The organism is Coprococcus sp. AF99-45 (assembly GCF_027663865.1).
GTDB classification, from domain to species: Bacteria; Bacillota; Clostridia; order Lachnospirales; family Lachnospiraceae; genus Allocoprococcus; species Allocoprococcus comes.
Window position 1 is genome coordinate 91,371 of the sequence record NZ_JAQDGZ010000003.1, and the last position, 12,296, is coordinate 103,666.

The following is a 12,296-nucleotide window of genomic DNA, read 5'->3' on the forward strand; positions in this document are numbered from 1 at the left end:
AAATGGAGAAAAGAATTTTAGGAAGAGACTTAGAAGTATCAGAAATCGGATTTGGATGTATGGGAATGAGTCATGCATATGGAACTGTTTCAACACAGAAAGAAGCAGAAGAATTGATTGAAAAAGCAATCGATGAAGGCTGCACATTTTTTGATACGGCAGAGATATACGGAACAACAGAAGACCCTCATCACAATGAAAAACTGCTTGGGGAAGTGTTAAGGCCATATAGAAACAAAATTGTCCTTGCATCAAAGTGTGGGATACGTTTTGATGAAACTGCAACAACTGTAAATAAACCTTTGATTCCTGATGGACGACCGGAGACGATTAAAGCATCGATTGAGGGATCTTTAATGAGACTTAATACAGACCATCTTGATTTATATTATATTCATCGTATTGACATGACTGTACCGATTGAAGAGACGGCAGGAGCTATGAAGGAGTTAATGGAGCAGGGAAAAATCACACACTGGGGGTTATCAGAAGCCAGTGAAGAGATTATTCGACGTGCACATAAAGTATGCCCGGTTACAGCAATTCAGAACAGATATTCCATGATGTACAGGGATTATGAGAAATTATTCCCGGTGCTTGAAGAATTGAAAATAGGATTTGTTGCATTTTCGCCGCTTGCAAATGGATTACTGACAGCAGCATATCATTCCCATGGGGAATTTGAAAAGCCGGGAGATTATCGAAGCGCAATGCCACAGTTTACAGAAGAAGGATTAAAGGAAAATAATGAATTTATGTCCTGGATGAAAGTGATTGCAGAAGAAAAAAATGCCACGCCTGCACAGATTTCTCTTGCCTGGATGCTTGCAAAGAAACCATATATTGTACCAATTCCGGGAACAAGAAAAGTAAATAGACTGGAAGAAAATATGGAATCAGCAGATATAAAGCTGACTCAGGATGAAGTAAAATCTATTGATGAGATGCTTGCCCACATGCCGATGTCGCAGGTGTTTGGAGGCTCAAAAATACAGAAGAAATAAAAGAGGTGAGCAATGAAAACAAGGAAAAAGATAACCATCGGGGTAATAGTGGCTTTCTTAGCGGTAGTCATGGTGGGTTATATCTATCTGTTTACAGGGGCTAAAATAAGTAAAGGAGAATAGAGATAATGAAGAAAATGTTAGTTGTATATTATTCCTGGTCAAATGGAAACACGAAAAGAATTGCAGAGCAGCTGACTAATGGGACAGGTGCAGATATTGCGAGAATCGAAACAGCAGAGCCATACAGCGGCAGTCATGAAGATGTGGTTGAACAGGGAAAAAGAGAGGTAGAGGCAGGCTTTATGCCTCAGATCAATCCGATATCTGTAAATCTTGCTGATTATGATGTGATTGCTATCGGAACCCCAACGTGGTGGTATACGATGGCACCTGCAGTGCTTACATTTTTGACAACAAATGATTTTACAGGAAAGACAGTGATTCCATTTATGACAAATGGTGGATGGCCGGGGCATGTTATAAAAGATATGAAGGAAAATTGCAAAGGAGCTACCTTTGCACATGAAATGCAGATTCAGTTTGATTCCAAAGGAAAAGATCATCTGGAAACTTCAGAAGAGGTGATTACAGAATGGATTGGGCAGATAAATACTGATATAAACAAATAACCATAAGGAGAGATAAAACAATGAGAAAAAATTTTGGAGCAAAGCCATTTTTATATCCACAGCCGGTTATGATTCTGGGAACCTATGATGAAAATGGAAAGGCAAATGCAATGAACGCTGCATGGGGCGGAATTGTAGGTGCAAATGAGATTATTGTAGATTTGTCTGCCCATAAGACAACAGACAATATTATAAAAAATAAGGCTTTTACAGTAGGGGTGGCAGATCTTGAACATCTGGTTGCCTGCGATTATGTGGGAATTGTTTCTGCAAATAAAGAAGCATATAAGATGCAAAAAGCAGGTTTTACTACAACGAAGAGTGAATATGTAAATGCACCAGTCATCAATGAACTTCCATTGACTCTTGAGTGTGAACTTGTAAAAGTTATTGATGAAAGCAAGTATCTTGCAGAAATCAAAAATGTAAGTGCAGATGAGAAATATCTTGGTGATGACGGAGAAATTGATCTTAGTAAATTTACACCAATTACATATGACCCGGTACATCACGGATATTACAGACTTGGAGAACGTGTGGGAAATGCTTTTAAGGATGGAGCAAAGTTAAAATAAGGACAGGTGATTAAAGTGAAAAAAATTGTACAGACAGCAGGAAGAAACGCACTGAATGAATTTGCACCACAGTTTGCACATTTTAATGATGATGTTTTGTTTGGAGAAAACTGGAATAATCAGGATATTGATGTAAAGACAAGATGTATTATAACAGTCACAGCACTTATCGCTTCAGGAATGATTAATACATCTTTGCTGTCAAGAAAAGAGAAATAAAGGTTAAAAAGCGGCGTGATCGGAAGACTTTTGTATATTGACAGAACATTTAAAAAGACATATACTAAGAGCAGTGATCGTTCTGTAGAGACTTGCGAAGCCTACAGGCGGGGGAGAGCCTGTGGGTTTCTCCCTCTTTTTCTTTAATGAGAAATGATTTGCAGATATCGAAAAAGTATATTAGTTATGCTAAAAAGCAGTAAAGGAGATATAGGCTGTTATGAAAATCAAAAGATGGATAGTTTTGACCTTATTAATAGCAGCGATTATTACAGGATGCAATCAAAAAGACTCGCCATATCAGAGTCTGGATGAAAAGAAGCTCAATTCCGAAAATACAGATATTAACGATAGAGGGGATTATTATAATAAAAATGTCGATGACCGTATAGATAAAATGAGTCCAGAGGAAAAAGAAGAATTCTATGTAGATGTGACGGTAAATTACATTAGCAGAGAAAATGTTCCGGAAGATGATATTATTTTTCTGAGAAATGATAATGTGTACGAAGGGGATCTATATAACGGTGATGATACCATTTTGCTTCCACCGGGAATTTATAAACTGATTTCGTCAGAAATTGGAGGACATGATGCAGATTTTGGAGAAATTAATCTGCTTACACCTGGTGAAAAGGTAACAATAATCGTTGATTATAATACATTTTCAGCAAGTCGTGAGGATGACAGAAAGTGATTTTATTTTAATACATAGGAAATCTCATTTCCTATGTATTTAAATGTAATAAAGAATAATGAAAAAGAGGAGAAACTAAAATGAAATTTCAAAAGCTTGGCAACACGGACATCGATGTTTCTGTGGTTGCATTAGGTACTTGGGGGCTTGGCGGCGGAAGTGTCTGGACAGACGGAGATTCTACAGTTGAGGACGCGAAGAGTCTGCTTGATATTTGTCATGAACATGGCGTGAATTACATCGATACCGCACCGGTGTATGGCACAGGAGTAAGTGAGGAATTGCTTGGTAAGGCACTGAAAGGCAGAAGAAATGATTTTGTTTTGCAGACCAAATGCTCTCTGAACTGGAGAAATGAGGGTGGTAATTTCCATTACAAACGAGACGGTTATACCGTTAACAATGACACCCGCGCATCAGCAGTGAAAAAGGACGTGGAAGACTCTCTGCGCAGAATGGGAATCGATTATCTGGATTCTGTTATCGTACATTATGTCTGCGGCAGCTTTCCGGTGGAAGAAACTGTAGGAGCATTGGAAAATCTGGTTCGCGAAGGAAAGATCCGCACCTATGGACTTTCTAACAGTCAGCCGGCAGATCTGTCTGCATATCAGGAAGCCGGCGGAAACGTATCTGTTGTACAGGAATTTTTCAGTATTCTCTCTCCTTTCCATGGCAGAGAATATTTTGATCTGTGTAAAAAGTATAACACGGTATTTCAGACCTATGGTGTGTTGGAGGAAGGATTTTTAACTTCTCCTGCCTTTATGGACCGTGAATTTGCAAAAACCGATATCCGGTCCAGAATACCTTGGACAGATCCGGAGAAAAAAGAAGGACTTCGCAGGGCTTTTGAAATCTGGAAACCACTTTGTGAGGAATATCATTGCAGTTTTGCAACGCTGGTAGAAGCTTGGGCATTATCTCAGTACGACCGGATGAGTCTTCTGGTTGGAATGCGAAAAGCTTCCAGTGTGGAAGATACTGTAAAGTGCTTGGATATTAGGTTGCGTGCCGAGGACATCAAATGTATGGAGGAAGCAGTAAAGACAATTCAGGTTGCGGTTTTGGACAAATAGAAAACTGAAAAGGTGGAAAGGATCGGGAGCGTGTATCCGATCCTTTCTTTATCGAGAATAGATAGCATGAAAGGAAAATAAGTATGAAAGAACCTATGATGGCAGACAGCCATGAAATCACAGTTAGAAACTATAAGCAACCGATGCGAAATCGTCTGATCATGATGCTGATCTGCATTGGGATTGCTCTTATATCATTTTTTGTTGTTTCCAAATGGGCAACTTCTGTCGAATCGTACCGTTGGGTTATCAAAACACTGAATGGATTGCAGAAAAAAGCACTTGGGCTTTTCGGAACAGCAACCGCTCTTGCAACAGGTGCTGCAGCAATACCGGGAGAAGCCGCAACTCCGATCGCGAATAAGCTGGCAGATGTCGCAGGCTATATGGTGATCGTTTATGCAGTGATCATTGTTGAAAAATATTTACTGACTATCACCGGGTATATTGCATTTAAAATCTTATTTCCTATCGGATGCGTGCTTCTGGCAGCAGGCAACTTTTTGAAAAACGGATGGAAAGAATTTATCTACAGAATCGGAATCAAGAGTATCATTCTGGGTGTTCTTTTGTGGGGACTGGTTCCTACCAGTGCATGGGTGACGAATATGGTAAATGAAACCTATGCAAAGTCCTATGAAGCTGATTTTACACTGGAAGATACGGAAGAATTATTAGATGAGGGAGATACCTCTGCAAACGCAGACAAGAAGGATGAAGCACAAGAAACGAAAGATAAAAAGTTTTCTTTCAGTGAATTTCTTAATAATGCGAAGGATAAGGTTGATGATGCGATTGATGCGGTAGGTGATGTCGCTACAGAAAAACTCTCTGCTTTTGAGGATGGATTAAACAGAATTATAGAGGGCGTGGCAGTGCTGCTTGTGACAACCTGTGCCATTCCGGTTCTGGTCATGTTATCATTTACCTGGATTCTGAAGGGAATAATGGGTTTAAAAATTCCATCTATTACTCTTCAGTCAGTGCCAAGGGTTTCTGAAAGAAAAAGAAAGAAAACGGAAGAGAATTAATTTTAAATTTTACCGAAGGAGAGGAATGAGATGACAAAAGATCTGACAACCGGGAAAATCATGCCGATTCTTGTGAATTTCACTGTGCCGCTTGTTTTGGGAAATCTGTTTCAGCTGACTTATAATGCGGTGGACAGCATCATCGTAGGGCATTTTGTGGGGAAAGAAGCGCTGGCGGCAGTTGGTATCTGTAATCCGATCAGTACGCTTATGATACTGTTTTTAAATGGATTATGTATGGGGGCAAGTATCCTCATGGGAATTCAGTATGGGGCAAAGGATTATAAGACTTTGCACAGGCAGATCAGTACAACCATGTTGTCGGGAGTAGTTTTTTCATTTTTTCTGACTTTACTTTGCGTGGTATTTGCTGTACCGATCCTGCATCTGCTGCAGGTAGATGCATCGATTATGGAGATGACGCGGCAGTATTTACGGATTATTTTTCTGGGACTAATGTTCACCTTTTTGTATAACTTTTTTTCCAGTACCTTAAGAGCTTTGGGAGACAGTGCATCGCCTTTGTATTTCTTAATTATCAGTGCAGTCCTGAATATATTCGGAGATCTGTTTTTTGTCATTGTACTAAAGGCAGGAAGCAATGGATGCGCCATTTCAACAGTGCTTAGTGAGGCACTGTGCTGCCTGTTCTGTATTATTTATATACAGAAAAAAGTACCGATTCTTCGTCTGGGTAAGAAATGGCTGGTATTCGATTCACGTTTGCTGAAGAAAACAATTGCTTACGGATGGGCATCTGCCATGCAGCAGGCCACCGTGCAAATGGGAAAAATTGCGATCCAGGTGCTGGTTAATACTATGGGAGTTTCCGTGGCTGCAGCTTTTGCGGTGGTCAATCGGATTGATGACTTTGCAATTACACCGGAACAGAATATTGCCCATGCCATGACGGCACTTATGGCGCAGAATAAGGGAGCCGGAAAAAATGACCGCATGCGGGAGGGATTTCGTTGTGGGATGATTCTGGAAATTGTTTATGGAGCAGCTGTTATGGTGATCTGCCAGGTATTTGCCGGAGAACTAATGGCACTTTTCGTAAAAGATGAGGAAGTAATAGGACATGGTGTCATTTATCTGCATCTGATTGCTGTGATGTATATTCTTCCGGCCGTTACGAATGCAATTCAAGGATTCTTCCGTGGAATCGGAGACCTGAAGGTGACACTGATGAGCAGTTTTACCAATATGGCAGTCCGAGTCATTGCAGCAGCACCTATGATTTTGTTGTGGAACTTTGGAATTGAAGCGTTGCCATATTCCTATCTGGCAGGCTGGGTTGCCATGCTTTTGGTAGAAACGCCTTTGATGATTCGGATTTATCGTAAAAAATAACAGGATTTAAAGAAAATATAAAATCGCTCAGGGAATGAGCTTATACAGAATCCAGTTCTAATCTTTTTATAAAAGCCAGCGGTGTCATATGGTATTTTGCTTTGAATGCTCTGTAAAAATAAGAAAGATTATGAAAGCCAACAGATAAAGACACCTCTAATATGGAGGTGTTACCGTGTTCAAATAACTCTACCGCTTTTTCCAGTCTGATATTGTTAATATACTGAATGCAGGTCATATTCATGTGTTTTTTGAAAAAGCGCATAAAATGATACTCGCTGAAATAACATAGCTTTGCAAGTTCAGAAACCGACAGAGCTTCTGCATAATGCAGATCAATATGATCAAGTACAATTTTTAATTTGTCGGAAGAGTCTGATTCCGTGGAGAATCTTGTGCTACTGTACTGGAGCAGAAGAAAAAGTGTCTGCAGCAGATAAGATTTTATGGCGAGTTCATATCCAAACATCCGGGTATCGTAAAGGGAGGCAAGCTGTGCAAAAGACTTGCAAAGAGAATCATATGCAGGATGATCCGCGGTAATGAGACAGGGTAAAGATAATTCGTGGTTTACCAGGGGCGTAAGGTAGCGGGTAGAACAGATGTCTGCAGTATTTCCTCCCAGAAGCTTCATATGGAATACATAGGTTTCCGAACAGAAGTCCTGACTGCTTTTCAGGATAATGGAATGCAGCAGCAGGGGAGGAATAAACAGGATATCCCCGGTACTTGCCTCATATTCAACTAAATCGATCTGGTAGACACAGGAACCTTTTGTTATAAGAGTAAGCTCTGCTTCCTCGTGCCAGTGCATTGTTATGACAGGTGCTTCTTTTGTCAGCTTTGTAATATACTTCTGGATTGGAAAATAAACTTCTCCATGTTTGATATTTTCTTTTTGCTCCGGTATAAGTGAATGTGGCGTTTTCATTTTTTGTCCTCTCTATAATAGCAGTATTGTGTTATATAATGAAAAAATAATGCAAGATTTGTCAAAAATAAGATTTTATAATAGCAGTATAATACAGCTAAAGCAATAACGCAATGGCGAACAAATACTATGATTATATATGAAAGAGGTTGATAAAAATGGGAAAAAAGTGGTGGCATGACAAAGTAGCGTATCAGATTTACCCAAAGAGTTTTCTGGATACAAATGGAGATGGAATCGGAGATCTGAGAGGAATTATTTCTAAACTGGATTATCTGAAAAAATTAGGAATCGATATTATTTGGTTATCACCTATTTATAAATCACCATTTGTAGACCAGGGATATGATATTGCGGATTACTATGCAATTGCAGAAGAATTCGGAACAATGGAAGAATTTGATGAACTGCTGGCAGAAGCAAAAAAACGAGACATGCATATTATTATGGATCTGGTTATTAATCATTGCTCCGATAAACATGAGTGGTTTCAGAAAGCACTTGCTGATCCAGATGGAGCGTTTGCGGATTATTTTTATTTCCGCAAGGGAAAAAACGGCAATCCACCGAGCAATTACCGTTCCTATTTTGGAGGAAGCTGTTGGGAAAAGGTACCGGGAACGGACAAATATTATTTTCACATGTTTGCAAAGGAACAGCCGGATCTGAATTGGGAAAATCCGAAGTTACGGCAGGAACTGTACAAAATGATCAACTGGTGGCTGGAAAAAGGTCTCTCCGGTTTTCGAATCGATGCGATCATAAACATTAAGAAGGATCTGAACTTTCCTGATTTTGCACCGGATGGGAAAGATGGTCTGGCAAGCTGCTGGAAGATGGTTGAAAGTGTAGACGGAGTAGGAGAGCTGTTGGAAGATCTGAAAAAATCAACTTTTGAAAAGTATGATGCCTTTACAGTCGGAGAAGTATTTAACATGAAACCGGATGAATTACCGGAATTTATTGGAGAAACCGGTCATTTTTCAACGATATTTGATTTTAGCGCCCATACGCTCACTGATGGAGAACATGGATGGTATGATGCTCCGAAGCTGGAATTTGCGAAATGGAGAGCTGCGATCATTCAGGCACAATTAGAAACACAGAAGTATGGCTTTAAGGCGAATATCATTGAAAATCACGATGAGCCAAGAGGGGCATCCAGATTTTTGCCATCTTATGCTCAGACACCGGACGGAATCAAGATGCTTGGTACCATAAGCCTTCTCCTCAGAGGAATTCCTTTCATTTACCAGGGGCAGGAAATCGGTATGAGAAATGCCAAATGGAACAGCATGGAGGAATTTGATGATATCAGTACAAAAGACCAGTATCATACTGCCCGTGAAGCTGGATTATCGGATCAGGAAGCCTTGGAAGTATGCAGCCGTATGAGCCGTGACAATGCAAGAACACCGATGCAATGGACGAGCGGGGAAAATGGCGGTTTTACAAAAGGAACTCCATGGTTAAAGGTAAATCCTTTATTTAAAGACGTGAATGTGGAAGCTCAGGAACAGGATCCGGATTCAGTTTTGAATTATTATCGCAAACTGGTTGCACTGCGTAAATCGGATGAACTGAAAGAAGTATTTACCTATGGAGAATTTCTTCCGGAATATGAAAATGTGGATGGAGTCATGGCATTTTATCGTAAAGATGAATCCAAGTGCATTCTTGTGGCTGCTAATTTCGGAAAGGATGCTGCAACAATCAAACTGAAGAGCGAAATCGAAAAAGTATGGTTATCGAACCGTATAGATGGAACGGTAGATTGTGAAAAGGATTCATTGAATTTACGTAGTTGTGAAGTGGTTGTTCTGGAGCTGGAAAACCACAAGTAACTAACTATATAATTCCCGGATCTCTTTTTGAATCAGACGTCTTTTGCGAAGCACTCTTACCTCTGCTGCAGTATCCTTGATGGCAGTATGTTCTTCGTAAGCAGATCCGAAAGGAGCATTTGATGTCGGATATTTGATTTTTGATTTGATTGCCGCTATCATTATCTCCTTTGGATGCTACACTCTGGTAACACTATTCAGTAAAACAAAACCAAAAGTCAGATTATTGATGATTCTGAAGACATGTGCGTATATGTGGATCATTGCTATGGGGCTTCAGCTTTTATTTTAGAAATATGATAAATCAGGGATTGACCTTGCTGGATTATATGCAGCAGATCAATCCCTGCTTCTATTTAACAAAACGGTATCCAATCCAGCCAGATTCTGCTATACTGTATAAGAAAATCAAATAGAAAGGGTGGAACGTATGATCACATTAAATGACTATTTATATTCAGGTGATACGATTTTTCGGATTTTAAGAAATTATACAGTGGATCTGAAGAAAGAAGCAAAGAAGAATCACAATGAAATAGATCTCATCCATTCCAATTTCCTGATCCAGTTCAGGGAACTGCTTGAACACAATGATTTCCTTACTGCACAGTCGCAGAAAATCAGGGATTTTTATAAATACATGGTACAGGAATATCCTCTGCTTGCTTTTACTTTTAAAGGAAGGATCAAGTCCCTGATCCGCGCAGAGGAAAAATTCAACGGGTATATTGTAGAATATATTTATGATTATTATGAAAAACATCATACCTATCCGCCGGTGCCTGACCTAAGGGAAAAACTGAGCTGCTTTCGGGATATTATCGCATACCGTCTGGTAATTTCTCTTCCAAAATGCCATATCAGGGATGACAAACTGCGAGAAGAAGAGGAAATCAAGTATTTATACAGGATCGCGAATGTTCTTCCGGTGTTTCTGGAGGAAAGAGGATTTACGGCAGAACCTGCAAAAGGGGTGCTTGAAAGTACATCTCCTTTTATGGATGAGGCGGTGAAACCTTATTATCGGGATTATATTTCCAATGGAAGCGGAGGCAGCTATCAATCACTCCACATCACGTTTTATGATAACTGTTCGAGAAGTTACATGGAAGTACAACTGCGGACAAAGAAGATGGATGATATAGCGGAGATTGGAGCGGCAAATCACCAGGCCTACGAGAAGGAACAGGAAAAAGTCAGGGCAAGAAGAGAAGCTATTCCGGAAGGAGAATGCATTTATTTTGATGAGGCATACGAAAGAGGAATGCGGCTTCTGGGGTTGGAACTGAAGGATCTGGAAGTTAATATGTTTGCTGCGGCAAATAATAGTCTCATCAATGACGGATGCGGATTATACAGGGGGAGACTGATCCTGCCGTATGAACATTTATCAAGATTCCAGACGGATCTGAACGATTAAAAGGGTTATAAGAATGAATACATCAGATACAAAAAAAGCATATTACCATCTCCAGGTCAGAGAAGAGTTGTATCTGGATAATATGCCGGATCTCTTTTGAGAAAAGAATAAAAAAAGAAGAGAGGTAAAAAATGGAAAAAAAGAAAAAACAGACAGAACCGGAAGCCTGTAAAGTGGCAAAAAAATGCGGAGGATGCCAGTATCAGGGAGTGCCATATAAGGAGCAGCTGAAAAAGAAGCAGAAAATGGTGAACGCTCTGTTGTCAAAATACGGAAAAGTAGAACCGATCATCGGAATGGAGAATCCGTATTATTACAGAAATAAAGTACACGCCGTATTCGACAGAGACCGAAAGGGAAATATCGTATCCGGAACCTATGAAGCGAAGACACACCGGGTCGTTCCTGTTGAAAACTGTCTGATCGAAGACAAAAAGAGTCAGGAGATCATCCGGACGATCCGGGGACTTTTGAAATCTTTTAAGATCAAAACCTACGATGAAGATACAGGATATGGCTTGTTCCGTCATGTGCTGATCAGAAGAGGGTTTAAAAGCGGAGAGATTATGGTGGTTCTGGTGCTTGGATCACCAATCTTTCCATCGTCTAATAATTTCGTAAAAGCACTCAGAAAAGAGCATCCGGAGATTACAACGGTTGTCCTTAATATCAACGACAGAAAGACCAGTATGATCCTTGGGGAGAGAGAAAAAGTGTTATATGGGAAAGGATTTATCCGGGATGAACTCTGCGGGTGTACTTTCCGGATTTCACCAAAGTCCTTCTATCAAGTAAATCCGGTGCAGACGGAGATCCTTTATCAGAAAGCGATTGAATTTGCACATCTGACAGGGAAAGAAAGCGTGATCGATGCCTATTGCGGAATCGGAACGATCGGTCTGATCGCATCGGGACATGCAAAAGAAGTAGTCGGTGTGGAACTTAATAAGGATGCCGTGAAGGATGCAATATTAAATGCAAAAGAGAATCAGATCCGGAATGTGAGATTTTTCCAGGGAGATGCCGGGGAGTTTATGGAGACGATGGCAGCAGAGGGAAATAGTATGGATGTGCTGTTTATGGATCCGCCGAGAGCCGGAAGTGATGAAAAATTTATGGCATCTGCAGTGAAGATGGGACCGGAGAAGATCGTGTACATTTCCTGCAATCCGGAGACACTGGCAAGAGATCTGAAGTATCTGACAAAAAAAGGATATCAGGTAAAAAAGATACAGCCGGTGGAAATGTTTGCGTTTACGGAACACGTTGAAACAGTCTGTCTCCTTTCAAAGAAATGCCCAGTTTAAGCGGGTTTGAAAGCACTATTTTAATAAACATATTCACAAAATAGTGCGGAAAAATATGTGCGTGTGATGAAAAATTGAAAATGATTTAACACCAGAAAGCCTTTTGGCGTACTTGTTCCAGTGGTACGCCAGAAGGTTATTTTTGTTAGGCCAAGGACCTGTTTTCATTGTGGAGTTTTTCGTTGATCCGAAAAACGGAACTTT

The 12,296-nt window shown here is 40.2% G+C and carries 12 protein-coding genes and 1 pseudogene; 11 read left to right on the plus strand and 2 right to left on the minus strand.

All coding sequences use genetic code 11. From position 1 onward, the window contains the following. The first annotated feature begins 2 nt into the window (after positions 1 to 2). The 8 genes and pseudogenes from PGR14_RS03465 (at position 3) to PGR14_RS03500 (ending at position 6,590) form a co-directional block, all read left to right on the plus strand. The gene (locus PGR14_RS03465) at positions 3 to 1,004 is read left to right on the plus strand and encodes an aldo/keto reductase (RefSeq protein ID WP_270222973.1); all 1,002 of its coding nucleotides are present in this window, start codon (positions 3 to 5) and stop codon (positions 1,002 to 1,004) included. A 128-nt stretch (positions 1,005 to 1,132) separates the two neighbouring features. Beyond that, entirely contained in the window at positions 1,133 to 1,636 is a 504-nt protein-coding gene (locus PGR14_RS03470) for a flavodoxin (RefSeq protein WP_270222974.1), read from the plus strand. A gap of 20 nt (positions 1,637 to 1,656) precedes the next feature. Then, positions 1,657 to 2,211, plus strand: a complete 555-nt coding sequence (locus PGR14_RS03475; RefSeq protein ID WP_055281470.1) for a flavin reductase family protein — start codon at positions 1,657 to 1,659, stop codon at positions 2,209 to 2,211. 15 nt (positions 2,212 to 2,226) lie between these two features. Continuing rightward, positions 2,227 to 2,409: pseudogene (locus PGR14_RS03480) on the plus strand (carboxymuconolactone decarboxylase family protein); the annotation flags it as partial. Positions 2,410 to 2,650: 241 nt separating this feature from the next. Continuing rightward, positions 2,651 to 3,127: a hypothetical protein gene (locus tag PGR14_RS03485; RefSeq protein WP_173692018.1), complete on the plus strand. Its 477-nt coding sequence runs from the start codon at positions 2,651 to 2,653 to the stop codon at positions 3,125 to 3,127. An 80-nt stretch (positions 3,128 to 3,207) separates the two neighbouring features. After that, positions 3,208 to 4,206: an aldo/keto reductase gene (locus PGR14_RS03490; RefSeq protein ID WP_270222975.1), complete on the plus strand. Its 999-nt coding sequence runs from the start codon at positions 3,208 to 3,210 to the stop codon at positions 4,204 to 4,206. 83 nt (positions 4,207 to 4,289) lie between these two features. Beyond that, the gene (locus PGR14_RS03495) at positions 4,290 to 5,237 is read left to right on the plus strand and encodes a hypothetical protein (protein ID WP_270222976.1); all 948 of its coding nucleotides are present in this window, start codon (positions 4,290 to 4,292) and stop codon (positions 5,235 to 5,237) included. Positions 5,238 to 5,267: 30 nt separating this feature from the next. After that, complete coding sequence (locus PGR14_RS03500) at positions 5,268 to 6,590, plus strand: MATE family efflux transporter (RefSeq protein WP_055260734.1); 1,323 nt, start codon at positions 5,268 to 5,270, stop codon at positions 6,588 to 6,590. Between the two features lie 40 nt (positions 6,591 to 6,630). Here PGR14_RS03500 and PGR14_RS03505 read toward each other — a convergent pair whose 3' ends face one another. Next, positions 6,631 to 7,521, minus strand: coding sequence for an AraC family transcriptional regulator (locus PGR14_RS03505; RefSeq protein WP_055260736.1), 891 nt, complete (start codon positions 7,519 to 7,521; stop codon positions 6,631 to 6,633). Positions 7,522 to 7,679: 158 nt separating this feature from the next. Here PGR14_RS03505 and PGR14_RS03510 point away from each other — a divergent pair, with 158 nt between their 5' ends. Further along, entirely contained in the window at positions 7,680 to 9,365 is a 1,686-nt protein-coding gene (locus tag PGR14_RS03510) for an alpha-glucosidase (RefSeq protein ID WP_055260738.1), read from the plus strand. Here PGR14_RS03510 and PGR14_RS03515 read toward each other — a convergent pair whose 3' ends face one another. Further along, positions 9,366 to 9,527, minus strand: a complete 162-nt coding sequence (locus tag PGR14_RS03515) for a hypothetical protein (protein ID WP_156339405.1) — start codon at positions 9,525 to 9,527, stop codon at positions 9,366 to 9,368. It lies immediately after the preceding gene. A gap of 268 nt (positions 9,528 to 9,795) precedes the next feature. On the opposite strand from PGR14_RS03515, the gene PGR14_RS03520 reads away from it, so the two are divergent. Both PGR14_RS03520 and rlmD read left to right on the plus strand, forming a co-directional pair. Next, positions 9,796 to 10,785 carry a guanosine polyphosphate pyrophosphohydrolase gene (locus tag PGR14_RS03520; RefSeq protein WP_055260740.1) on the plus strand — a complete coding sequence of 330 codons (990 nt, stop codon included), beginning with the start codon at positions 9,796 to 9,798 and terminating at the stop codon, positions 10,783 to 10,785. Positions 10,786 to 10,916: 131 nt separating this feature from the next. Continuing rightward, complete coding sequence (gene rlmD, locus PGR14_RS03525; protein ID WP_055260742.1) at positions 10,917 to 12,092, plus strand: 23S rRNA (uracil(1939)-C(5))-methyltransferase RlmD; 1,176 nt, start codon at positions 10,917 to 10,919, stop codon at positions 12,090 to 12,092. The last annotated feature ends 204 nt before the right edge of the window (positions 12,093 to 12,296 follow it).